Raw genomic sequence first — 21,902 nt, 5'->3', positions numbered from 1 at the left:
AGCAGGCCTCAGGGCAGCGCGAAGGTGAGAATGACGCTGCGCTGCCAGTCGTTGAAATTGTTGTCGGAAAGGAGCGCGATGCGGGTTTCCCCGCCCGGCCCGGCAAAGACCTCGACGCCCTCCATGTTGTCGATATCCGAGCCGCCGATCTCGAGCAGCGTCTCGCCCGCCATCACCATGCCGGCGCGCACCTGATCGGCCGGCACGCGGCGCAGCTTCATGGTGAAGGTGATGAGCGCCAGCCCGCGCTCGAGCACGAGCAGGTCGCCATTGGGCAGGAAGGCGCAATCGGTGGGGTTGGTGCCGGGCCCGGCGGTGTAGGCGAGATCGCCGCGATCGCGCACGCCCAGAAGCGTGGCGCGGGCATTGCCCTCGGCGTCGCGCAGACCCTCGGCGATGAGGAGCGTCGAGCCGGCGACGGGCGAGGCGGGCGGCGCGATGCAGAGCGCTTCCAGCGTCTCGTTGCTGCGCTCGCGCGACAGCCAGGCGGGGATGGCGACCTCGCGCGCCGGTCCGCCCGGCACACCGTCGATGAGGCGAAAGTCGGCGACGCGGGTGACATTCTCGAAGCCGACGCGGATGGCGACGGGGACGCCGTCGCGGATCACCACATCCATCGCCTCGGCATCGCGCGCAGAGGCGCGCGGCAGCTCGACGCCGGCCGAATTGCGCATCGGGATGATATCGACGCCCACGACGCTGGAGGGTCGGCCGGCATCGTCATGGAGGAGTTGTCCGGTGACGAAATTGCCCCTGTCCGACACCATCACCATGCGCCCGTCGGGGCCGAGGATGCCCATGCCGGAGAGCCCGCCGAACCGGTCGTCGTCGCTGGTGAGCGCAATGCCGCCGCGCCAGAGGAGGCCGCCGACCGACCCGCCCGGATCAACGCCCTGGAAGCGCGTAATGGGGAGCGCCGAGACCGGCACATGGCTCGGCTGAGGCTGGGCCTGCGCCAGGGCGGGGCCGGCGCTCGAGAGCGCCGAGGCCAGCAGCAGGGCCCTTTGGAGGCCTCGGAGCGGGCGGCGCGCCCTCTTCATCGCCTGCGGCCGCGACGGGCCATGTTGGGCGGCTCTTCATCAAACAGCGAGGCGAGTTCGTCGGTCAGCGCCCCGCCCAGTTCCTCGGCATCGAGCAGGGTCACGGCGCGACGATAATAGCGCGTCACGTCATGCCCGATGCCCACGGCGACGAGCTGGATGGGGGAGCGGGTCTCGATCTCCTCAATCACCTGGCGCAGATGGGCTTCGAGATAATTGCCGGCATTGACGCTCTGGGTGGAATCATCGACCGGCGCGCCATCGGAAATCACCATCAGGATGCGGCGGTGCTCGGGGCGCGCGAGCAGGCGCTTTTCGGCCCATTGCAGCGCCTCCCCGTCGATGTTTTCCTTGAGCAGCCCCTCGCGCATCATCAGCCCGAGATTGCGCCGCGCATGACGCCACGGCTCGTCGGCGGATTTGTAGATGATGTGGCGGATGTCGTTGACGCGGCCGGGATTGGCCGGCCGGCCGGCTTCGAGCCAGGCCTCGCGGCTCTTGCCACCCTTCCAGGCGCGGGTGGTGAAGCCCAGGATCTCGACCTTGACGCCGCAGCGCTCGAGCGTGCGGGCCAGAATGTCCCCGCAGATCGCCGCGATCGTGATCGGGCGGCCGCGCATCGAGCCGGAATTGTCGATCAGGAGCGTAACGACGGTATCGCGGAAATCGGTATCCTGCTCGACCTTGAACGAGAGCGCCTGCAAGGGATCGATGACGACGCGGGTGAGGCGGGCGGTATCGAGCAACCCCTCCTCGAGATCGAACTGCCAGGAGCGGTTCTGCTGGGCCATGAGGCGGCGCTGCAGCTTGTTGGCGAGCCGCGCCACGGCGCCGGCGAGGTTTTCGAGCTGCTTGTCGAGCAGCGCGCGCAGCTGGTCGAGCTCGTCGGGCGGGCAGAGCTCGGCGGCCTTGATCACCTCGTCGAACTTCTGGGTGAAGATCTTGTAGGCGAAGGCGTTGGCCTGCCGGTCCTCATTGGTGCCGGGCGGCGGCGGGGTGGGCGCATCCTCGCCCTCCTCGCTCGAAAGCTCCTCGTCGCTTTCGGTCATCTCGGATTCGGCGCCCTCGACATCGCCCTCGTCATCGGAGGTGCCGGGGGTCTGGTCGTCCTGGGAGTCGGAATCCTCGGTCTCGCCGGCGCCCTGCTCGGGGGTCTGCTCCTCGTTGCGGGACTTGTCGGGATCCTCGTTGTCGTTGCCGTCCTCGTTCTCGCCGCCTTCGGCCTCGTCGGCATCGCCTTCAGGGATGAGGTCGAGATCGCGCAGCAGCGCCTTGGCGGCGCGCGAGAACTGCTCCTGGTTCTCGAACTGGGCGGTGAGGTTGGCGAGCGAGGCGCCGGCGCGGCTTTCGATCTCGTCGCGCCAGAGCTGAACCAGCGCCGAGCCGGAGGGGGGCACGGAAATGCCCGCCACCTTTTCGCGCAGCAGCAGCCCCAGTGCCTCTGCGAGGGGCGCGTCGTCGCGCTTGGAGACCTCGGCGAAATTGGCGCGGAAGAGCCGGTCTTCCAGCATCTCGTGGATGTTGTGGCCCATGCCCGGCATGCGGACGGCGCCCAGCGCCTCGCAGCGGGCCTGTTCGAGCGCATCGAAGGCGGCCCGCGCCTCGGGATCGGCGGGGGCACGGCGGCGATGGGTATCGGGATCGTGGCTGGCCATGCGCATCGCCATGGCATCGCCCTGCCCGCGCGCGATGGAGATATCGCGCCGCGTGGGCAGGCGCGGCAGATTGGCGAGCCGTGCCTTGTCGGCGGTAAGGATCGGCCGGTCGGCGGTGAAGCTCACCTCGAGCTCGGGCGTGCCCGACACGGCGCGCACCGTGGCGCCCACCGCCGCCTTGAAGGGCGCGGTCGCATCAGGCTTGTTGGGCTTTGAGCGCGGGGGCTGTGCCATGGGTTTCACATCGCTTCCGGCCGGGAGGGGAAGGCCCCCTCACCCGGCCCTTCGGGCCGACCTCTCCCCAAAAGGGAGAGGTGAGGTTGTCGCACGCCCGGAGCCCTTTTCACCCTCTCGCGCCGGGCGGGCTCCGGGACCGTCACCCTCGCGGTTCGAGGCGAGGGCTGCGCCCGCGCACCTCACCATGAGGGTGACACACTAGGCCGTGATCGCCAGATTGGCGGCGGATTCGGGCAGGTCCTCGCCGAAGACGCGCTGGTAGAACTCGGCAACCACGGGTCGCTCGAGCTCGTCGCACTTGTTGAGGAAGGTGAGGCGGAAGGCAAAGCCCAGATCGCCGAAGATCTGCGCGTTTTCCGCCCAGGTGATGACGGTGCGCGGGCTCATGACGGTGGACAGATCGCCATTGATGAAGGCCTGGCGCGTGAGATCGGCCAGCCGCACCATGTTCGAAACGGTCTTTTTGCCCTTCTCGCTCGACTGGTAGCTCTTGGCCTTGGCGAGCACGATGCCGACTTCCTTGTCGTGCGGCAGGTAGTTGAGCGTGACCACGAGGCTCCAGCGGTCCATCTGGCCTTGGTTGATCTGCTGGGTGCCGTGATAGAGCCCCGAAGTATCGCCCAGCCCGATGGTGTTGGTGGTGGCAAAGAGCCGGAAGGCCGGATGCGGCACGATCACGCGGTTCTGGTCGAGCAGCGTCAGCCGGCCCGACTGCTCGAGCACGCGCTGGATGACGAACATCACGTCCGGGCGGCCGGCGTCATATTCGTCGAAGACCAAAGCGATATTGTTCTGCACCGCCCAGGGCAGGATGCCGTCGCGGAACTCGGTGATCTGCTTGCCATCCTTGAGCACGATGGCATCCTTGCCCACCAGGTCGATGCGGCTGACATGGCTGTCGAGATTGACGCGCACCAGCGGCCAGTTGAGCCGGGCAGCGACCTGCTCGATATGGGTGGATTTGCCCGTGCCGTGATAGCCCTGCACCATGACGCGGCGGTTGAAGGCGAAGCCGGCGAGAATGGCGAGCGTGGTGTTGCGATCGAAGAGATAATCCGGATCGACCGGCGGCACATGCTCGGTGCGCTCGGCATAGCCGCGAACGGTCAAGTCGGTATCGATGCCGAACAGCTCGCGGGCGGAAAAATCCTTATCCGGCAGATTGGTGAATTCGGGCATTGGACGAAGCTCTTGCGGGAAAATAGGTCAAGACGGCTGCCTTGCGCGTTGCCGGCTCTATAGCAGCAAGTGGCGCGCGCGGGTAGGGCCGGATTTGCCGCAACCCGATGCGCTACGGGCGCGGCGGATCAACCCGGCACGCCATGCCCTCTAACGAGCGACGAAGCCGCGCAGTTTCAGGTGGCTATAGGCGGCGATGATCGAGCGCAGGCGATCCTCGGAGGCCTTGTCCCCGCCATTGGCATCGGGGTGATGCATCTTGACCAGGGTCTTGTAGGCCTTCTTGATCTCGTCCGAGGTCATGACGGTGGTCATGCCCAGGGCCTCGAAAGCGCGCCGGTCCTGCTCGTTGGCGGGGCGCGGACGGGCCTGCGGGGCGGGACCACGCGCCTTGGCGCGGGCATAGCGGGCAAAGATGTGCAGCGGATCGGAGACGCGCTTTTCAGCATCGCGCGGGCCACCGCGGGGCATGCGCGGGCCCGAATAATCGGCACGCGGACCCCCGGCGGCGCCGGCCTCGGCCTTGGGACCGGTGCCGACGGCCGCTTCCATCCCCTCGGGCTTCATGCCGGCAAAGAAATTGAACGCCGTATTGTAGTGGCGGACATGCTCGAGGCAGAAATGATGATATTCGGCGGCGCGACCGCCTGCCTGCGCCCGGGCCGGCTTGGGTGCCCGATAGGCGCCCGGCTCGCTGCAGCCTTCCCATTCGCAGACGGGTCCCTTGGGAGGCTCGGCCTTTTCCTCCTGCCGCGACCTGATGCGAATGCCATCGAAGAGCTTGGAATCCAGTTTCATCCGACCTAGGTACTCGTGAGCTTTCTTTCCGAACCAGAGCCCGTGACCCTATGTCCGTACGCGATAGAATTGTCCAAAAACTTTCCGCCGATTTTGCGCCCGACCACCTTGAAGTGATCGATGAGAGCAACAAGCACCGCGGACATGCCGGCTGGCGCGAGGGCGGGGAAACGCATTTCCGCGTCCGCATCGGGGCAAAAGGCCTCGACTCGCAGACCCGGCTGGCGCGTCACCGGGCGGTGATGACTGCGCTTGACGCCGAAATCAAGGCCGGCGTGCACGCCCTGGCCATCGAATTCGTGCCCGGCGATGCCCCGCCCGAGCGCCCTCCGGTGGAAGCGCCGGCCCGCGCCTGACGATTCTGGCAGGGCTGTGGCGCAAGCCATGGCCCTGACCCGGCTCGATAATCACCGCCGCGCAGAGGGGCGATCACGACTTTGCGACCATCCGGCGGCACGGCCGTGGCGCCCTGCCCCGCGAGCGGCGAATTATTGCCCCGCTACCTGCCTATCGCTTGGCCCTCACGCGAAATGGAGGGCGATCCATGCGAAAGACCATTGTGGCGACCAGTCTTGCCATTCTGCTGGCCGGCAGCGGAGCGGCCCTGGCCGAGCCAAGCCGGCTGACGGTGCTGATCGGCGGGGAGGCCTATGACGGGCCGCCGCGCTTCGAGGTGCGCTTCAACGATACGGTGCTGGGCGAACGGGCGGTGGCGAGCGCCATCGATACGGCGACCGCCGGCCGCTTCGAGGCGGCGAGCGACCGTGCCGCCCACACCGAGAGCTTCGATTTCGACATTCCCGAGGCGGTATTCAAGCCCGATGGCGAGATCAGCATCAGGCTGGTCAACGAGGCGTTCGGCGGGGAAGGCTCGGACCGCGACCGCAACCTGTTCCTCGCCGCGCTCTCGGTCAATGGCCGGGCGGTGACGCTGTCGGGGCTTTCGACAAAGACCGACGCGGGAACCAGGGACAACGCGACGGTGGGCGAGTTCCTGCTCATCGCCGATGGCACGGTGGCGGGGATCGCGCCGGCGCCGGCCGGCGGCTGGCCCGAGCCTCAGGCACAAAGCGTCGCCGAAGCGCCTTCGACGCCAAAGAGCGCAGGCCCGTCGGCGCGCCGCATCCCCGTGAGCGCATCGCGCGAAGAGCCGGTGGCCGAAGTGGCCGCGCCGGCGCCGGCGCCGGTGACGGCGGAGGCTGAACTGACGACCGCGAGCATCGCGGCCACGTCCCCGGCGGCAGCCGGCGAGTGCGCCGGCACGCGCTACAACGTGCTGGGGTTTCGGGAAAACTCCAACGACCTGACCCCCGGCATCGCCGAGCGGCTGGGGCAGGTCCTGGCCGATATCGGGGAGAGGCGCTGCACCGTCGAGGTGGTGGGCTATTCCTCCAATGACGGGCTGCACGCCACCAACGCGCTGTTTGCGCTCGAGCGGGCGCAGAATGTCGCGGCGTTCCTGCGCCAGAACGGGCTCGAGGCAGCCGAGGTGAAGGCGACGGGCGGCGGGGCGACCACCGCCTTCGGGCCGCGCCCCTCGGAGAACCGCCGTGTCGTCATCACCCTCAAGCCCTGAGGCAAGGCCTCAGGCGAGCGCTACGCGATCGGGCACAAGGCGCCGCAGCGCCTTGTAGGGGGCGAGCAGCACCCCCGCGACCAGCAGCTTGACGCAGAAATCCCCCAGCGCGAGGGAGACAAACAGCGGCACCTCGGGACCAACACCCAGAAGCGGCGCGGGGAAGCCGAGCGATCCATCCGCGCGCCCGAACATCAGGTCGAGCCCGGCCAGCGCCGGCGCGAAGGCGAGGCTGAAGAACAGCACCGTATCGATGACCGAGCCGATGAGCGAGGACACGAGCGGTGCCTTCCACCATTGCTGACGGCGCAGACGATCAAAGATAGCGACATCGAGCAGCTGTGCGACGAGGAAGGCCGAGCCCGAGGCGATGGCGATGCGCGGGCTGGCGAGCCAGATCGAGACCAGCACGGCCACCGCAAAGCCCGCCACGACGACGATGCGCGCCTTGCTGGGCCCGAAATGGCGGTTGGTGAGATCGGTGACGAGAAAGGCAACCGGATAGGTAAAGGCGCCCCAGGTGAGGATATCGCCCAGATTGACCCCGCCCAGCGTGTAGCCGAGGGGATACTGGACGAGAATGTTGGAGGCCGCGACAACGGCCACCATGGCGGCAATGGCCACCACGAGACGAGCGAGCATGATCATGCACCCCTGTTTTGCGCCGACCGGCAGGAGACCGGAGCGCTGCGCGGGCCCTAGCATGCCGGGGGGTGCCTGTCACGGGGGCCGGGGGTCGGGGCTCAGGCCTTGAGAGCACCGTGCCCGGACCTCGTCCTTCGCGACGCCTCTGCGCCGAGCCATTCGCGCATGGCGCTCATGGCCTTCCGGCGCTCCGGTCGCTCCTCAGGAGCGCCCGGACCTCGTCCTTCGAGACGCCTCTGACGAGGCTCCTCAGGATGAGGTCCTCAGGCGATTCGGAGAGGCGAAGGATGAGGTCTCAGGGGTTCTGCCGGTCAGCTGCCGGCCTTTTCGCCCTCGCCATAATGCAGGTCGTGGGCGCGCTGGGTCATGGCTTCGCCGAAATCGGCTTCGGTATAGACCGGGCGGATCTCGATCTCGCTGGGGCCGGGCATGGGGTTGGGGCAGCGCTTGACCCATTCGACGGCCTCGTCCATGTCGCGCACTTCCCAGAGCCAGTAGCCGGCGACCAGTTCCTTGGTCTCGGCGAAGGGCCCGTCGATGACCGAGCGGCGCGGGCCGTCAAAGGCGATGCGCTTGCCCTGGGCGCTGGGCTTGAGGCCCTCGCCGGCCAGCATGATGCCGGCCTTGATCAATTCCTGGTTGTATTCGCCCATGGCCTCGAGCTCCTGGCTCGTGGGCATGACGGCGTTTTCGCTGTCGACGGTGGCCTTGACGAAAACCATGACACGCATCGGAAATCTCCTGCTTCGGCCCGGACATCGGACCGCTCATCCCCTCGACGGATGGTGGCGCGGCAAATCGACAGGAGGAAGGCGATTTTTTGCGCCGCTTCCGGCTCAGCGGCCCGAAACCTCTTCGAGCGCCAGAATGTAGCGCAGGACCGCTTCGGAAAACCCGTCGATATGGGTCCAACCACTGCGCTCATAGCCGATACCGTTGCGGGCCGAAGCGACATTGATGAGATAATTGGCGCGGGTGCCATAGGCCGGGGCGTTCTGGGGGGCGTCCGCAGCACCCACCCCGCAATCCTGCTCATCGGTGATGACGATGACGCGATCGACCTCGGGATGGCGCTGGCGCAGGAACCGCATCACCTGGTTAAGGAAGATGCCGCCACCGCCGAGCGGCACCATGGACTTGTAGATGGCATCGACCAGCGCCATGCCCTGCCGGGCCGGCACGATCTGGGTCTTGTGCCGGCGCAGCGGATCGGAGCCGGCCGTGGCATAGATCAGCACATCCTCGCACAAGGAGCGGGCGATGGCGCCAAGCGCCGCGGCGGCAACGGCGCGCGTGATGTCGGAGCGCTGCGACACGCGGGGCCCATACATCGAGCCCGAGACGTCGACGATCAGCAGCGTGGTGCCCGGCAGGCGGGGGCCCTCGCGGGTGGCGGCAAGGAAGGCTTCATCGAGCGCGGGCTCGAAGATAGGCGCGCTCCGGGCCGCCGCGACATAGCGGAACGGGAAGACGAGATCGGCCCCCCTGCGGGCGATGATCGCCTCGGAAACGAGCCGGCGGTCGCAGCCGGCCTCGGCCATCGCCCTCAGATTGCGCAGGAGCGCCAGATAGCCGAGCCGGTTCTCGGCGATCAACCGCTCGAACACCGCCTTCCTGTCGCCCCCGGCCGACAGCGCCACCTCCCAGGTGTCGGGCACCGGCAGAGACCGGTCGGCCACCTGGCGGAAGAGCTCGGCCTGCGCCGCATCGCGCGGGCGCGGATGGACGAGGAACATCACGTCGCGCAGGCGCACGAGCCCGGGCCGGTCATATTTGGCCAGCTGATAGGCATCGAAGCGGCAAAAGGCGCGGGCGAGGCCGGCCTTCATCTGCTTGGACAGCGGCTTCCGGCCATTGCGCCAGTAGAGGGCCACCAGTTCGGCCATCTCGTCGGCCCGCCCGATGACGGCATCGACCGCGTCGGCGACACCGGGACCGCCACGACGCACGAGATCGAGCACCAGCAGCAGCGGCGCGTGGCGCAGGCCATGCACCTGCCGCGCCTCGCGGGCGAGATCGGCGACGAATTGCGGCGAGCAGGCGGCGGCAAGATCAGCGATGCGCTCGGCGATCGCCTGACCGTCCTCATAAAACTCGTTTTCCCACAAAAGGCAGGAGAGAACCGAACGCCTCAGCTTCTGCTCGGGGCTGAGCACAGCCGCGATGGCTCCGCCATGGGTCAGCGGCGAGGGCGCGGGACGCGCGATATCGGGAACCCTGTTGAACCGCATGCGCCTGCCCGTCGAACCCGTCCCTGAACACAATGGAGGCCGCGAGGGGAACAGGCGAGCCCGCACATAACTGGCGCTCTACCAGGCTGAGCTACCGGGCGAACGAGTCACCCGGGCTGGATTCGAACCAGCGACTTCCAGCACCCGAAGTAAACGGTCTCTACACCACCTCGCGGCCACCCATGGCCCCGCAGAGATATCGGGGCCATAGGATCAGCATACAGCCCCTGTCGGGGCATGCAACGGCGATCGAGAGGCCCGCCAAAAGCAAATGCCCGCCTTGCGGGCGGGCATCGAAGACTTGGCGCTATGAGCGAAATCAGGAGGCGAGGGCCGCCCGGATTTCCTTCTTGAGGGCCTTGGCATTGTCCGACAGCGTGGTGTCCGACTGCTTGAGCAGGAAGGCGTCGAGGCCACCGCGATGCTCGACCGAGCGCAGGGCATGGGCCGTGATGCGCATCTTGACGGTGCGGTTGAGCGACTCGGAAATGAGGCTCACATCGACCAGGTTCGGCAGGAAGCGGCGACGGGTGCGATTCACGGCATGGCTGACATTGTTGCCGGTCATGACGCCCTTGCCGGTCAGTTCACAGCGGCGCGACATCTGTTGATACCCTTATGCAAAGCGACGACCGTGGCGGCGGAACCAGCCGCATCGGAGCGTCAGTCGATTGAAATCCGGTGGTCTCGATACTGCATGGGCCCCCACCCGTCAAGCCGCAGGAGAGAATTGCCCGGCCCATGGCACGCCCATGCAGCGTTAAGAGGGGCCATGACGGGCCGCGGCCCCCTAGAACTTCCAGCGCACCCCGACGGTATTGGCGTTCGAGCCATCGATATGGGCGATGGTGCCCCATGCGCCCGAGCGATGCTGCACGCGCCAGAAGGCTTCGAGATTGGGATTGTCGAGGCTCGAAATGCTGATCTCGGGCCCGAGATAGAAGAGCACCGGCACGTCGCTCTCGATCCAGGAGGCGCGCACGGTCTCCATGCCGATGGTGTCGGTGACGGCCGAAAGCCCGAAGGTCATCGAGGGCGAGATGCGGATGGTGTTGCCGATGACAAAACCATCATAGCGCCCCACGACGCCGCCCCAGGCCTCGAGCGAGGTCGGCTCACCCTCCCCGAAGCGCAGGGCGAGACCGCCTTCGGCGCCGAGGCGGAAATCACCCCAGTTCTGGAAGAAATGCTGGTAGCCGCCGCCCAGGACATAATTGGTCTCGTAGGGTGCGCCGAAGGCGTTGAAGCTGCCGCCGAAATAATCGGAGTGGAAACGCCCGCCGAAAAAGAACACGGCCCGGTCGTAAGGATCGGGCTGGACCAGCCGGTCGGTCCAGTCGCGCTGGGCCCAGGCGCCCGAATAATCCTGCGCCAGCGCGGGAAGCGCGGTGCAAAAGGAGAGCGAGGCGAAGACGGCGCCGAGGACCCGGCCGGGATTACGCAACATGAATGGCAGGCCCGAAGCTGGTGATGCGATAGGGCTTTGAAAATCCCATAGGCGATGGCCGAGGTAAAGCCCCCGGCTGCAACACCGGGGACCAAATCGCCGCGATTGGCTAATGCCCGTTTCGGGAACGGGATCAGTCGAGCCCGGCCGTAAGGGTCTCGAGCTTTTCGAGAAAGGCTTTCCACCCGGCATGGGCCCCGCCATAGGCCTGCTTCTGCTCGGGGCGGAAGCCGGTCTGCTCGACGCGCAGCAGCGTGCCCGCCGCCGTGGGGGTGAGGGTGAAGGTGACGATGCTCTTGAGCGCATAGGCCGGATCGTCATGGGGAAAATCCCAGCGATAGGAGAGCGAGCGCGGCGGCTCGACGGCAAGCATTTCGCAATCGAGCACCCCGCCCCAGGTGCCGGTGAGCTGGAAGCGATGCCCCACCACCGGCTGGATGTCGCCCGCCATCAGCCATTCGGCGACGAGATGTGGCTGGGTCAGCGCCCGCCAGATCTTTTCGGGCGGCTGGAGGATCAGGCGTTCGACGGTGGCGGTGCTGCGGTCGGTCATGGCCAGTCCTTGCGGTCAGAGCTTTTCGCCGGGCAGGCGGCTCGCCTGCCTGATCCAGCGGGTGAAATCGGCCTCGAAATCATCGCCTTCGCGGATATCGAGGTAGCGCACGTCCTTCTGCTTCGAGGGTCCGGGCGGGATCGGATCGAGCGAAGTGCCGCGAAAGAAGGTGACTTTCACGTAATGGTCAAAGCAGTGCATGCTGGTGAACCAGCCCTCGCCCGGCCGGCCATAAAGCGGGGTGTTCCATTTCACCGCCTTATGGACATCGGGGACGGTGGCGGTGACGATGGCGTCGATGCGCTCGCCCACCGCCCGCTTCCAGCCCGGCATGGCGGCGATATAGGCCTGGACCGGGGCATCGCCCTCGCCCTTGGGGATCTGCGGATTGCCGCCCGAGAGCAGCACCACCCCATCGGGACCCGGTGGTGGCAGCGGCTTTTTCGGCCGCCACTGCTTTTTGCCTGAAGGCGTGTCTGGTCCGGCCATCAGGCGCGACCCGAAGCCGTGGAGCGGCGCGCGACATAGGGGAGCGCGAAGAGGTAGAGCCCCGAGCCGAGGAGAAAGAACAGCGGCGGCAGCGGCAGGTAATAGAGCCAGTCGATCGCCTGCCCCATCGCGACCGCGATGAAATTGGCGATGACCGTCGTGGTGAAAAGCAGCGACACCCAGCGATGCGCCTGCCTGATGCCCCGGTTCCAGCTCATTGATCCATCCTCTTCAAGATATCCTCGAGCGCATCGATGCGCCCCTCCCAGAAGCCTCTCATCTGGCGGGCCCAGTCCGTGAGCGGATCGAGCGCCGCCGGACGGGCGGTGTAATGGGTCTCACGCCCCTGTCGGCGATCCTCGACGAGGCCAGCGGCCTTGAGCACCTGCAGGTGCTTGGAAACGACGGGCTGAGAGACATGCGTGCCGAGCGTCAGCGCCCCCACCGTGTGCGTCCCCTCGCGACAGAGCCGCTCGAACAGCGCCCGCCGGGTGGGGTCGGCCAGCGATTTGAACACCAGATCCTGCGGGTCGGGCATAAATCCATACCTCGTCGGCTATGGGTTAATTCATAGCTATACGACTATGGATGTCAAGCCGGTTGCAAGCCGGCACCGCCTTGCGCCCAAACGTCCGTGATCGGCTTGCTCCCGCCCCACTTGGCGGGCAGCTTCAGCACACATCGATTCGCCGCGGCCGGAGGTCGGATTGGCAAAGACTGTCGCACATCATTCAAGAGGACATCGGCCGGTGTCCGGCCGGGCGGGCCTCGCCCTGCTGACCCTCGTTGCGGGGCTCTGGGCCTCATCGGGCCTGGCGCAGGAGGTGGCGGCCAAGGCCTCCTATGTCGTGACGCTGGGCGGCAACACCGTTGCGACCGCCAGCATCACCCTCAAGGATGCCGAGAGCCGCTACACTCTGGCGCTTGACGCGACGGTGTCGGGCATCGGCCAGTTCGTGGCGGCCGGCGGGGCCAAGGCCAGCGCCAATGGCCGGTCGACGGCAAGCGGGCTCGCGGCCGAAAAATTCGACATCACCACCCGCTCGGGCCGCGACATGATCAACGCCACGGTGGCCTATACCGGGGGCGCGGTCAGCACCTTCGTCGTCGAGCCCCCTATGATCAACACCATCGACCGGGTGCCGATTGAACGCCGGCACCTCAACGGGGTCGGCGACATGCTGTCGGCTTTCCTTCTGCGCGGCAAAGCGCTCGATGCTTCGCTGTGCAACCACAAGGCGCAGGTGTTCAATGGGCTGGAGCGCTTCAACATCGCGCTGCGCTTCGGGCGCACCGACACCGCCACCTCGCGACGCACGGGCTATCAGGGCCCGGTGGTGGTGTGCCTGATCGATTACACGCCGGTTTCGGGGCACTACACTTCTTCGGAGGTCACGAGCTTTCTCGCCGACAACGACAAGATGATGATCTGGTATGCGCCGCTGCGCGACACCGGCTATTTCATCCCCTATCGCGTGCTGATCGACACCGCCTATGGCGACCTCTCGATGGTGCTGACCGAGCTGGGTTGACTGCCTTTCCGCCACGGCAGGGTTTGAAACGGGCCGCGCTTCCTCAAAGGAACGCGGCCTTTTTGCTGGGCGCTGCCGACCGGGCCAAAAATCATGGTTAATGAAAGATTGAGATTTCGGCTGTGCCGGTTTGGCACGGTCAAGCGCTTTTTGCATGAACGGGCGGCCGCGAAGTGCCGTCGCCCTGCGGATCAAGCGTAAAGCACGTCATCTTTTTTTGGCGCTGCCGCGTTAAGCCAGCATTAGGAAACCGGCGATTCCGGCGCGAAAACGGGGTGTCTTAACCTCATGGCAAGCTTCGTGAACGCCCGGCACGACCCTTCGACCTTGTCGAGACGGACCGACATCCCCACTTGGGTGCCGCTGCGCCTCCACCCCCAAGGTGCTGTGGTGAACAAAGCCGGATTGGCGATTCGCCGTCGATTCGGCGCCGATTTGTTCCGCCTTCGTACCAGTTGTTAATGCGGAGGCGACCGAACATGGCGCCGATGTGCCAATGCGAGACACTGGTACCGCGCCCGGAGCGGCTTTTCGAGCCGCTCACCGCGTCCCTGAAACGGCGCAAGGCTCCGAGTCGTTGTCGTGTCGCGTTTCCGGGCGGCGAACCGGTAGCCACCTGGCCTCGAAACGCTCTAGAGTGCCCCTGATGACCTTCGACACTCCCGGCGCCATCAAGGCGATTCTCGGCCCCACCAATACCGGCAAGACCTGGTTCGCGATCGATCGGCTGCTGGCCCATCGCACGGGCATGATCGGGCTGCCGCTGCGGCTCCTGGCCCGCGAGGTCTATCAGCGCATCGTCGAGCGCGTCGGCAAGCATCTGGTGGCGCTGGTCACCGGAGAAGAGCGGATCGCCCCGCTCACCGCCCGCTACTGGGTGTGCACGGTGGAAGCCATGCCGATGGACATAGCGGTGGAGTGCCTCGCCATCGACGAGGTGCAGGTGGCGACCGATTTCGAGCGCGGCCACGTGTTTACCGACCGCATCCTCAATGCGCGCGGCACGAGCGAGACACTGCTGCTCGGCGCAGCCACCATGGTGCCACCGATTCGGGCGCTGCTGCCGCAGGCCGAGATCATCCACCGGCCGCGCTTTTCGCACCTGCTCTATGCCGGATCGAAAAAGATTTCGCGCCAGCCCCGGCGCTCGGCCATCGTGGCGTTCTCGGCCCGCGAGGTTTATGCCATCGCCGAGCTGATCCGCCGCGAGCGCGGCGGGGCGGCGGTGGTGATGGGCGCGCTCTCGCCCCGCACCCGCAACGCCCAGGTCGAGCTCTACCAGAATGGCGATGTCGATTTTCTCGTGGCCACCGATGCCATCGGCATGGGGCTCAACCTCGATGTGCACCATGTCGCCTTCGCCGACGATACCAAGTTCGACGGCCGCCAGACCCGCCCGCTGACGCCGGCGGAGTTCGGGCAGATCGCCGGCCGCGCCGGGCGGCACATGCATGACGGCACCTTCGGGGTGACCGGGCGGGCGGCGGCCTTCGAGGAAGAGCTGATCGTGCAGCTCGAAACCCATGATTTCGAGCCCGTGCGGGTGCTGCAATGGCGCAACAGCCAGCTCGATTTCGCCTCGCTCGATGCGTTGCGGGCAAGCCTTGATGCCTCGCCGCGGCACAAATCGCTGACCCGCGTGCCCGTGGCGACCGACCAGCAGGCGCTCGAATTCCTCGCCCGCAACGAGGCCGGCCGGCTCGCCACGACGCGCGAAGCGGTGGAAGTGCTCTGGCAATGCTGCCAGTTGCCCGACTATCGCGACATCTCGCCGGCCCAGCATGGCGAACTGATCACGCGGATTTACTGCGATCTCAGGGAAAAAGGCCGGCTTGATCAAGACTGGATTGCCGAGCAGGTCCGGTTCTGCGACAATGTGACCGGCGACATCGATACGCTCAGCAACCGCATCCGCCAGATCCGCACTTGGACATTCGTCGCTAACCGCAGGAACTGGCTTGAAGATCCGACCCATTGGCGCGAAAAGACCCGTGAAATAGAGGATCGCCTCAGCGACGCGCTTCACGAGCGTTTGACACAGCGCTTCGTGGATCGTCGCACCAGCGTCCTTATGCGCCATCTGAGAGACAGACGCATGGCTACGCCTGAAATCAACGATCGCGGCGAGGTGAGCCTCGAAGGCCACCTGATCGGCTCCATCGAGGGATTCCGCTTTACATTGGCCCGGTCCGATGCCGATGGCGACGCCAAGGGGCTGCGCAGCGCAGCCGCCGAAGCGGTGGCCCCGGAGATCCGCAATCGCGCGGAAAGGCTGGCCGGCTCGCCGAACGAGGAGTTCGTGCTCGCAACCGACGGCCAGCTGCGCTGGCGCGGCGAGGTTGTGGCCACCATGGTGGAGGGCGACACGCTGCTCTCGCCCCGGCTGATCGTGCTGGCCGACGAAGCGCTTTCGGGCGTGGAGCTCGACAAGGTGCGCGACCGGCTCAACCTCTGGCTGCGCCACGCCATCAACACCCAGCTCGAATCGGTGACCGCCCTTGCCGAGCCGGCCGATCTCGACGGACCGGCTCGCGGCATCGCCTACAGGCTCTACGAAAATCTCGGGCTCATTCCCCGCGCGCTCGTGGCCGACGAGGTCAAGGCCCTCGACCAGGACGTGCGCGGCAAGATGCGCAAGCTAGGCATCAAGTTCGGCGCCTACCACATCTATGTACCGGCCAGCCTCAAGCCGGCGCCGCGTGAACTGGCCATCATGCTGTTTGCGCTCAAGAATGGCGGCATCCGCCAGCCCGGCGTCACCGAGCTGCCCCAGACCGTGCTGTCGGGGCGCACCTCCTTCGTCATCGACCCCACCATCTCGACCCGGCTCTATGAAGTGGCGGGCTTCAAGGTGGCGGGACGCCGCGCCGTGCGCGTCGATATTCTCGAGCGGCTCGCCGACATCATCCGCCCGCTGATCGCGCTCGACCCCAGCCGCTACCAGGGCGAGCCCCCGGCGGGCGCCGCCGAGGGCAATGGCTTCCGCGTGACGGTGGAAATGACCTCGCTGCTCGGTTGCGCGGGCGAGGACTTCGCCTCGATCCTCTCCTCGCTGGGCTATCGCATGAAGCGCGTGCCCAAGAAGCCGGCGGCACCTGCCCCGGCCGTGCCGGCCGCTGGCGCTGACGACATCGCCGAACTCGCGAGGCTCGACGCGATTACCCTTCGGCCCGAGGAAAGCGCCGCCCCCACCATCGAGGCGGCCGAGCTCGAGGATGCGGCGAAGCTCGATGGCGGTTCCGCCGATTCGGCGGCCCAGAGCGATGTCGAAGGCACCCTGGGGAGCCCGCATGACGAGGCCCCGCAGATCGCCGAGGCGACTGCCGATCTCGGTGCGCCGGCGCCCGGCAGCGAGGCCGTTGCCAGCGACGGAGCGACCGAGCCGACGTCGTCCGAACCCGAATTCGAGGAAATCTGGTCGCCCGGCGGCCGTCGCGGCGGCAATGAGCAGCGGCCCAATCGTGGTCGTGGCCGTCGCCCCGAGGGCGAAGCTGCCGCTGCAGGTGCCCCCGAGGCGCGCGGGCGCCGGAACGAACGCGGCGACAGGGGCCAGCGTCCCCAGCGCCCCGAAGGACAGTCCCGTCCCGAAGGCCAGACCCGACCGGACGGCGCGTCGCGGCCCGAGGGACAGGGTCGCCCCGAAGGCCGCCCGACCCGCCCGCCCCATCGCGGCAACGCCCCGACGGACGGCCGGCCGGAGGGCAAGCCGCAGTTCCGCCCCAAACGCGAGGACAAGCCGCGCGAGGACCGGTGGAAGACCGAGCGGCCGCGGCGCGAACCGGCCTTCGACCCGGATTCGCCCTTCGCCAAGCTCGCGGCCCTGCGTAACCCCAAGGCCGAATGACGGCGCCGCGGCGCCATGGCTGAGGGTGGTGCCGAAGGGGGCGGACGGCAGCGGCTCGACCGCTTCCTGTTCTTTTCCCGCGCGGTCAAATCCCGCACCCTGGCGCAAAAGATGATCGCGGCGGGGCTCGTGCGCGTCAATTCGTCGCGAACCCTCGATGTCGACCACAAGGTGGGCGCGGGCGATGTGCTGACCATGACGCTGCATGAGCGCCTGCTCGTCTGGCGCATCGTTTCGGCCGGCACCCGGCGGGGCCCCGCCAGCGAGGCCCAGGGGCTCTACGAGGATCTCTCGCCACCGCCCCTGCCCCGCGCCGAGGAGCCGCCGCTCTTTGCCCGGCGCGACCCCGGCAGCGGGCGCCCGACCAAGAAGGATCGGCGCGCCATCGGCCGGCTTCAGGATGAACCCGAGGACGGCGGCGGCGAGGCGGACTGAGGCCGGGCTGCCGTTCGGGCTCTCGGCACAAAGGCTGATCGGCCGCCCTTGCTCTTGCCGGCAAAACGGTTTAGCAACCGGCCAGTGACGCTGCCCTCCCCCCGCGTCGCGGTTATGTGCAGCCGGGGAGGTCTGGGCAGGGCGCTCGCTTCATGACCTATATCGTCACGGACAATTGCATCAAGTGCAAGTACATGGACTGCGTCGAAGTCTGTCCGGTCGACTGTTTCTATGAAGGCGAGAACATGCTCGTCATCCACCCCGATGAATGCATCGATTGCGGTGTGTGCGAGCCCGAATGTCCGGCCGAGGCGATCAAGCCCGACACCGAGAGCGGCTTGGACAAGTGGTTGGAAATCAACCAGAAATACTCCGCCGTCTGGCCCAACATCACCGAGAAGCGCGACGCTCCGGACGATGCCAAGGCCTTCGACGGGGAAGCGGGCAAGTTCGAGAAGTACTTCTCCGAAGCGCCCGGCGAAGGCGACTGACGCCTTAACCCACCGCGAGGACTGCCCGCCGACGCCCGATTCGGGCGGCGGTGTGTTGTTTTTGATTCTTCGGAAAAATTGTGGTACGGTGTCTTCCTAGATGCAGTACACCCGTCAACCAGCGTGTGCCGAAAGGCACGCTTTTTTTTGATACCTCACACATGCTGGGTGGTTTCGGCCGTTTCTTCGCGGAGCGGATCCGATTGGATGGTTGCATTTCGTGAGTATGCCGGGCGGGTGGTCGGAAGGCCAATGAGCCATCCCCTGGCGGCGTCAATCAGGAGTGTCCTATGGTGACCAAGAAGACCACGCAGCGCCTGGGGTTCAAGACGGGCGAGTATGTCGTCTACCCCGCGCATGGCGTCGGGCAGATCGTGTCGATCGAGGAACAGGAAGTCGCGGGCATGACCCTCGAGCTGTTCGTCATCTCGTTCGAGCAGGACAAGCTTACCCTTCGCGTCCCCGTTGCCAAGATCAAATCCGTCGGCATGCGCAAGCTGGCAGAGGACGATCATGTGCAGAAGGCCCTCGACACCGTCACCGGCCGCGCGCGCGTCAAGCGCACCATGTGGAGCCGCCGTGCCCAGGAATACGAGGCCAAGATCAATTCGGGCGACCTGATCTCGATCTCCGAAGTGGTGCGCGACCTCTACCGTGCCGATGACCAGCCCGAGCAGTCCTATTCGGAACGCCAGCTCTTCGAGCAGGCGATGGACCGGATGAGCCGCGAGATCGCCGCCGTCAACCGCATCACGCTGACCGAAGCGGTGCAGCTGATCGAAAAGAGCCTCGCCAAGAGCCCGCGCCGCGGCGCCAAGACCGAGGCCGACAGCGAAGCCGACGACGCCGAGGAAGCTGCCGCCTGATCGACAGGTTTTTCCCGTCGGCGGGAGCGCAGAGACATGAGCAAGGCCGGTCCAGTGGGGCCGGCCTTTGCTTTGGGGGCATTGTATCGAGAGGCTGAACTCCTCATCCGGTCCTTCGGACCACCTTCTCCCCTCGAGGGGAGAAGGGAAAGGGGCCACCATCTCGCGAGGTAGAAGCTCCGTCGCCCCCTCTCCCCGCCGGGGAGAGGGTCGGGTGAGGGGTGCGGGCTCTCGGCTCGAGCACACAATCTGAACCCCTCATCCGGCCCTCCGGGCCACCTTCTCCCCTCGAGGGAGAGAAGGGAAGTAAGCACCGTCGCCCCACGCTCGGCGCGATCGCCCCCTCTCCCCTGAGGGGAGAGGGCCGGATGAGGGGTTCGGGCTCTCAGCTCAAGCCAATGATCTGAACCCCTCATCCGGCCCTTCGGGCCACCTTCTCCCCTCAGGGGAGAAGGGAGGGGAGCCCTTCGCCAATATTTGCGCGGATCTGTCCCATCATAGAGACGGGAGAGCCATAAGCCCCCTCCCTCCTACTTCACCGCGACGATCTTGTAGCGTTGGCCGGAGACGACCGGGTCGCCGGGGTAGAGATTGTTGAGGATGAAGAACAGCTCAGTGCCGCGGGTGAGGCCGGCCATGCGGCGGGCCAGCGTGTCGGCCGTGTCGGCGGGGCCGGCGGTGACCATCTGCACCGCGAGCTGGCGGATGTCACCGATGTCGCGTGCCGTGGCCGCGCGGAAGCTGCGCAGCGTTTCGAGCGCGCCATTGGCGAAGCGCGGGTTGTCGGCCTTGGCGGCGAAGATGAAGCGGTAGACCTGGCCTTCGTAGCGTACGACGCCGACGCGGAAGCTCCACTGCTCGGTCTGCGCGGCGCCATGGGCGATCTCGACCCCGCCATTGCGCTCGCCCTTGACCGTTTCGGCCTTGAGCCCCGCGATCCAGCCGGATTTGAGATAGTCGGTCAACGCCATGCTGGTGGGCACTTCGGGCGTGTCGAAGCGCACCGCTTCGCCATCGCCGGCCACGCCGACCACCGCGCCGCGCGAGCTCTGCAACGCATAGCCGTCGGGCACGGTAAAGGTATAGCGCTTCTGGGAATGGATGAAGCGGCGGCCGACGATGGCGCCCTGGCTCGGGCTGTCCCCGAAGGTGAGGCCATCGATGCCGGCCAAATAGCTCTGGCGATCGGCCTCGCCCATGCCGGGCGCGCCGAAGGCGGCCCGGGCGCTTTCCACCGCCTTCTGCACGCGATCGGGCGTCGAGGGGTGGGAGGAGAGGAAATCGTCGGTATCGGCCGCATCGCCCGCCGAGAAGCGGGCAAAGCGGCCCATGGCGCCGAGGAAGCGCGCCGCGGCATGCGGATCATAGCCCGCCTTGCCGGCGATCGAGATGCCCTCCTTGTCGGCGGCAAGCTCCTGGTTCTGGCTGAAGGCCGCGAGCGACAGGCGCGAGCGGTTGGCGCTCTGGTCGGTTTCGGCGTTGGCGCCGAAGACGCCGGTCACCACCCGGTCGACGATCTCGGTGGTGCGGATGCGATTGGTGCGGGCCCGCGCATGGCGCAGGGTGACATGCGCGATCTCGTGGGCGAGCACGGCCGCCAGTTCCGAGGTGTCGGAGGCGAGCGCGAGAAGCCCGCGCGTCACGTAGATATAGCCCCCCGGCAGCGCGAAGGCGTTGACGTCGGGGGTATCGAGAATGGTGACGGTGAAGCGCGTATTGGGCTGGTCGGCCGCGGCGAGGAGCCGCCCGGCGATGCGGGCCAGCATCACTTCGGCCTGCCGATCGGAATAGACCCCGCCATAGGACGAGACGATGCGCGGATGCTCGCGCAGCCCGATGGCTTCGTCATCGGGGTCGGTGCCGCCGGGAACCACGGGTGCAGCCTGGCCCGAGGTCTGGCTGACATTGACGCCCGAACCCATCAGGCCGGCGCAGCCGGCAAGCAGCACGATGACAAGGGCCGCCGCGCCGCCGCGCAGCATGCCGCGATGTCTCAGGACGCTCATGGTGACGCTAGAACCTCGATCTGCTCGGGATGGGTGACTTCGATGCGCGGGCCGTCTCGATCATCGACCCAGCCGCGCACCCGGATCAGTGCCGTTTCGAGCCGAAGCGGATCGATACCCGCTTCGGTGAAAAGGCGCAGGGCCCTGTTTTCTATGGTGATGGTGAAATCCTCTTTCCAGAGGCGCCCGAAATTGAGGAACACGCGCGACCCCGACCGCTCGGCTGCCAGCACCCGACCTTCGACCAGTTCGTAATGGCCAACCCGGGCGAGCAGTTCCGACGGTCGATCGGCCCGGCGCACGCTGTAATAGGGATCGCTCCAGATTCCAAGCCTCGCAAGGCGGGCCCGGGTCTCGCTGGCCATCAACTCTGCAAGGCAGGAGCGGTTGTCAGGGAAGGAATACACCCGCGCCAGCCCGGCAGCGATCATTTCGCCCTGCGCCCAGAGCCCTTCGCCAGAAAGAGCCGTGCCATCGGTGACGTAGAGGTGGGCGAGCGCCCGCCCATGCCGGTCGATCCGCTCTCCGCCATAGCGCAGTTGCACCGGCTTGCCCAGAGCGAGCGCCTCGAGGGCTGCCTTGGCCTCGTCGGCCAGAGGCCAGGTCTCGAACCCGTCGCGGCCGAGTGGCAGCTTGGGCGCCTGCGTGCCGATGAGGCGCACCTGGGTGCCATCGCCCAGCTGCACAGTATCCCCATCCACCACCGAGGTGACGATGCCGCGCGGGCCGGCAGTGAGCGCGTCGCATGCAGCGGCAGGCCCGGCGAACGCCAAAACCATCGCCAGCGCCCCCATGCCGAAACCCACGGCCCTGACCGAACCGGCCCGGAATATCCCCGCCTGCACGCCACCACCTCGTTTTCCGCGACAGTGCATAAG

The 21,902-nt window shown here is 66.9% G+C and carries 22 protein-coding genes; 7 read left to right on the top strand and 15 right to left on the bottom strand.

What is annotated here, in order from left to right:
• Window positions 1–8 precede the first annotated feature (8 nt).
• From BT183_RS14530 to BT183_RS14515, 4 genes are all read right to left on the bottom strand, one after another.
• Window positions 9–1,040, bottom strand: a complete 1,032-nt coding sequence (locus BT183_RS14530) for an esterase-like activity of phytase family protein (protein WP_072344431.1) — start codon at window positions 1,038–1,040, stop codon at window positions 9–11.
• Window positions 1,037–2,929, bottom strand: coding sequence for a cobaltochelatase subunit CobT (gene cobT / locus BT183_RS14525; protein WP_072344428.1), 1,893 nt, complete (start codon window positions 2,927–2,929; stop codon window positions 1,037–1,039). The genes BT183_RS14530 and cobT overlap by 4 nt, the downstream gene beginning before the upstream one ends.
• Before the next feature lie 201 nt (window positions 2,930–3,130).
• The gene (gene cobS, locus BT183_RS14520; RefSeq protein WP_072344425.1) at window positions 3,131–4,111 is read right to left on the bottom strand and encodes a cobaltochelatase subunit CobS; all 981 of its coding nucleotides are present in this window, start codon (window positions 4,109–4,111) and stop codon (window positions 3,131–3,133) included.
• A gap of 150 nt (window positions 4,112–4,261) precedes the next feature.
• Window positions 4,262–4,909 carry a J domain-containing protein gene (locus tag BT183_RS14515; RefSeq protein WP_072344422.1) on the bottom strand — a complete coding sequence of 216 codons (648 nt, stop codon included), beginning with the start codon at window positions 4,907–4,909 and terminating at the stop codon, window positions 4,262–4,264.
• A 50-nt stretch (window positions 4,910–4,959) separates the two neighbouring features.
• On the opposite strand from BT183_RS14515, the gene BT183_RS14510 reads away from it, so the two are divergent.
• On the top strand, window positions 4,960–5,265 hold the full coding sequence (locus tag BT183_RS14510; protein WP_072344420.1) for a BolA family protein: 306 nt from the start codon (window positions 4,960–4,962) through the stop codon (window positions 5,263–5,265).
• A 188-nt stretch (window positions 5,266–5,453) separates the two neighbouring features.
• Window positions 5,454–6,485, top strand: a complete 1,032-nt coding sequence (locus BT183_RS14505) for an OmpA family protein (RefSeq protein WP_072344417.1) — start codon at window positions 5,454–5,456, stop codon at window positions 6,483–6,485.
• A 9-nt stretch (window positions 6,486–6,494) separates the two neighbouring features.
• Here the strand turns inward: BT183_RS14505 and BT183_RS14500 are convergent, their stop codons facing one another.
• From BT183_RS14500 to BT183_RS14460, 9 genes are all read right to left on the bottom strand, one after another.
• Window positions 6,495–7,127 (bottom strand): queuosine precursor transporter, encoded by a 633-nt coding sequence (locus tag BT183_RS14500; RefSeq protein WP_425290570.1) that lies wholly within the window; start codon window positions 7,125–7,127, stop codon window positions 6,495–6,497.
• Window positions 7,128–7,441: 314 nt separating this feature from the next.
• The gene (locus BT183_RS14495; protein ID WP_072344413.1) at window positions 7,442–7,861 is read right to left on the bottom strand and encodes a YciI family protein; all 420 of its coding nucleotides are present in this window, start codon (window positions 7,859–7,861) and stop codon (window positions 7,442–7,444) included.
• A gap of 105 nt (window positions 7,862–7,966) precedes the next feature.
• Window positions 7,967–9,361: a TROVE domain-containing protein gene (locus BT183_RS14490; RefSeq protein ID WP_072344411.1), complete on the bottom strand. Its 1,395-nt coding sequence runs from the start codon at window positions 9,359–9,361 to the stop codon at window positions 7,967–7,969.
• Between the two features lie 319 nt (window positions 9,362–9,680).
• Window positions 9,681–9,965 (bottom strand): 50S ribosomal protein L28, encoded by a 285-nt coding sequence (rpmB, locus tag BT183_RS14485; RefSeq protein WP_072344409.1) that lies wholly within the window; start codon window positions 9,963–9,965, stop codon window positions 9,681–9,683.
• Between the two features lie 186 nt (window positions 9,966–10,151).
• Window positions 10,152–10,808: a hypothetical protein gene (locus tag BT183_RS14480; RefSeq protein WP_072344407.1), complete on the bottom strand. Its 657-nt coding sequence runs from the start codon at window positions 10,806–10,808 to the stop codon at window positions 10,152–10,154.
• A 133-nt stretch (window positions 10,809–10,941) separates the two neighbouring features.
• The gene (locus BT183_RS14475; protein ID WP_072344405.1) at window positions 10,942–11,361 is read right to left on the bottom strand and encodes an SRPBCC family protein; all 420 of its coding nucleotides are present in this window, start codon (window positions 11,359–11,361) and stop codon (window positions 10,942–10,944) included.
• 15 nt (window positions 11,362–11,376) lie between these two features.
• Window positions 11,377–11,850 carry a DUF1801 domain-containing protein gene (locus BT183_RS14470; protein WP_084603549.1) on the bottom strand — a complete coding sequence of 158 codons (474 nt, stop codon included), beginning with the start codon at window positions 11,848–11,850 and terminating at the stop codon, window positions 11,377–11,379.
• Window positions 11,850–12,068: a hypothetical protein gene (locus tag BT183_RS14465; RefSeq protein WP_072344403.1), complete on the bottom strand. Its 219-nt coding sequence runs from the start codon at window positions 12,066–12,068 to the stop codon at window positions 11,850–11,852. The genes BT183_RS14470 and BT183_RS14465 overlap by 1 nt, the downstream gene beginning before the upstream one ends.
• On the bottom strand, window positions 12,065–12,388 hold the full coding sequence (locus tag BT183_RS14460; RefSeq protein WP_072344401.1) for an ArsR/SmtB family transcription factor: 324 nt from the start codon (window positions 12,386–12,388) through the stop codon (window positions 12,065–12,067). The genes BT183_RS14465 and BT183_RS14460 overlap by 4 nt, the downstream gene beginning before the upstream one ends.
• 211 nt (window positions 12,389–12,599) lie before the next feature.
• Here BT183_RS14460 and BT183_RS14455 point away from each other — a divergent pair, with 211 nt between their 5' ends.
• The 5 genes from BT183_RS14455 to BT183_RS14435 all read left to right on the top strand — a co-directional run bounded on the left by BT183_RS14455 (window position 12,600) and on the right by BT183_RS14435 (window position 19,018).
• Window positions 12,600–13,382, top strand: coding sequence for a DUF3108 domain-containing protein (locus BT183_RS14455; protein ID WP_072344398.1), 783 nt, complete (start codon window positions 12,600–12,602; stop codon window positions 13,380–13,382).
• Between the two features lie 646 nt (window positions 13,383–14,028).
• Window positions 14,029–17,226 (top strand): helicase-related protein, encoded by a 3,198-nt coding sequence (locus BT183_RS14450; protein ID WP_072344395.1) that lies wholly within the window; start codon window positions 14,029–14,031, stop codon window positions 17,224–17,226.
• 15 nt (window positions 17,227–17,241) lie between these two features.
• Window positions 17,242–17,661, top strand: coding sequence for an RNA-binding S4 domain-containing protein (locus BT183_RS14445; protein WP_072344392.1), 420 nt, complete (start codon window positions 17,242–17,244; stop codon window positions 17,659–17,661).
• A 152-nt stretch (window positions 17,662–17,813) separates the two neighbouring features.
• Window positions 17,814–18,152 carry a ferredoxin FdxA gene (gene fdxA / locus BT183_RS14440; protein WP_072344389.1) on the top strand — a complete coding sequence of 113 codons (339 nt, stop codon included), beginning with the start codon at window positions 17,814–17,816 and terminating at the stop codon, window positions 18,150–18,152.
• 290 nt (window positions 18,153–18,442) lie between these two features.
• Window positions 18,443–19,018, top strand: a complete 576-nt coding sequence (locus BT183_RS14435; RefSeq protein ID WP_072344386.1) for a CarD family transcriptional regulator — start codon at window positions 18,443–18,445, stop codon at window positions 19,016–19,018.
• 530 nt (window positions 19,019–19,548) lie between these two features.
• Here BT183_RS14435 and BT183_RS14430 read toward each other — a convergent pair.
• Together BT183_RS14430 and BT183_RS14425 are read right to left on the bottom strand one after the other, a co-directional pair.
• The gene (locus BT183_RS14430; RefSeq protein WP_072344383.1) at window positions 19,549–21,024 is read right to left on the bottom strand and encodes a M48 family metalloprotease; all 1,476 of its coding nucleotides are present in this window, start codon (window positions 21,022–21,024) and stop codon (window positions 19,549–19,551) included.
• Window positions 21,021–21,869, bottom strand: a complete 849-nt coding sequence (locus BT183_RS14425; RefSeq protein WP_244545340.1) for a thermonuclease family protein — start codon at window positions 21,867–21,869, stop codon at window positions 21,021–21,023. Before BT183_RS14425 ends, BT183_RS14430 begins: the two co-directional genes overlap by 4 nt.
• Window positions 21,870–21,902: the final 33 nt, after the last annotated feature.

Origin of the sequence: Devosia enhydra (assembly GCF_900119845.1) — a bacterium.
Taxonomy (GTDB): domain Bacteria; phylum Pseudomonadota; class Alphaproteobacteria; order Rhizobiales; family Devosiaceae; genus FPKU01.
The sequence above is the reverse complement of the archived record's forward strand: the minus strand, read 5'-3'. Positions and strand labels throughout refer to the sequence as shown.

Bases quoted from the DNA above. Each gene is read 5' to 3' on its own strand.
- BT183_RS14530 (WP_072344431.1), bottom strand. From the start codon at position 1,040: ATGAAGAGGGCGCGCCGCCCGCTCCGAGGCCTCCAAAGGGCCCTGCTG.
- cobT (WP_072344428.1), bottom strand. From the start codon at position 2,929: ATGGCACAGCCCCCGCGCTCAAAGCCCAACAAGCCTGATGCGACCGCG.
- cobS (WP_072344425.1), bottom strand. From the start codon at position 4,111: ATGCCCGAATTCACCAATCTGCCGGATAAGGATTTTTCCGCCCGCGAG.
- BT183_RS14515 (WP_072344422.1), bottom strand. From the start codon at position 4,909: ATGAAACTGGATTCCAAGCTCTTCGATGGCATTCGCATCAGGTCGCGG.
- BT183_RS14510 (WP_072344420.1), top strand. From the start codon at position 4,960: ATGTCCGTACGCGATAGAATTGTCCAAAAACTTTCCGCCGATTTTGCG.
- BT183_RS14505 (WP_072344417.1), top strand. From the start codon at position 5,454: ATGCGAAAGACCATTGTGGCGACCAGTCTTGCCATTCTGCTGGCCGGC.
- BT183_RS14500 (WP_425290570.1), bottom strand. From the start codon at position 7,127: ATGCTCGCTCGTCTCGTGGTGGCCATTGCCGCCATGGTGGCCGTTGTC.
- BT183_RS14495 (WP_072344413.1), bottom strand. From the start codon at position 7,861: ATGCGTGTCATGGTTTTCGTCAAGGCCACCGTCGACAGCGAAAACGCC.
- BT183_RS14490 (WP_072344411.1), bottom strand. From the start codon at position 9,361: ATGCGGTTCAACAGGGTTCCCGATATCGCGCGTCCCGCGCCCTCGCCG.
- rpmB (WP_072344409.1), bottom strand. From the start codon at position 9,965: ATGTCGCGCCGCTGTGAACTGACCGGCAAGGGCGTCATGACCGGCAAC.
- BT183_RS14480 (WP_072344407.1), bottom strand. From the start codon at position 10,808: ATGTTGCGTAATCCCGGCCGGGTCCTCGGCGCCGTCTTCGCCTCGCTC.
- BT183_RS14475 (WP_072344405.1), bottom strand. From the start codon at position 11,361: ATGACCGACCGCAGCACCGCCACCGTCGAACGCCTGATCCTCCAGCCG.
- BT183_RS14470 (WP_084603549.1), bottom strand. From the start codon at position 11,850: ATGGCCGGACCAGACACGCCTTCAGGCAAAAAGCAGTGGCGGCCGAAA.
- BT183_RS14465 (WP_072344403.1), bottom strand. From the start codon at position 12,068: ATGAGCTGGAACCGGGGCATCAGGCAGGCGCATCGCTGGGTGTCGCTG.
- BT183_RS14460 (WP_072344401.1), bottom strand. From the start codon at position 12,388: ATGCCCGACCCGCAGGATCTGGTGTTCAAATCGCTGGCCGACCCCACC.
- BT183_RS14450 (WP_072344395.1), top strand. From the start codon at position 14,029: ATGACCTTCGACACTCCCGGCGCCATCAAGGCGATTCTCGGCCCCACC.
- BT183_RS14445 (WP_072344392.1), top strand. From the start codon at position 17,242: ATGGCTGAGGGTGGTGCCGAAGGGGGCGGACGGCAGCGGCTCGACCGC.
- fdxA (WP_072344389.1), top strand. From the start codon at position 17,814: ATGACCTATATCGTCACGGACAATTGCATCAAGTGCAAGTACATGGAC.
- BT183_RS14435 (WP_072344386.1), top strand. From the start codon at position 18,443: ATGGTGACCAAGAAGACCACGCAGCGCCTGGGGTTCAAGACGGGCGAG.
- BT183_RS14430 (WP_072344383.1), bottom strand. From the start codon at position 21,024: ATGAGCGTCCTGAGACATCGCGGCATGCTGCGCGGCGGCGCGGCGGCC.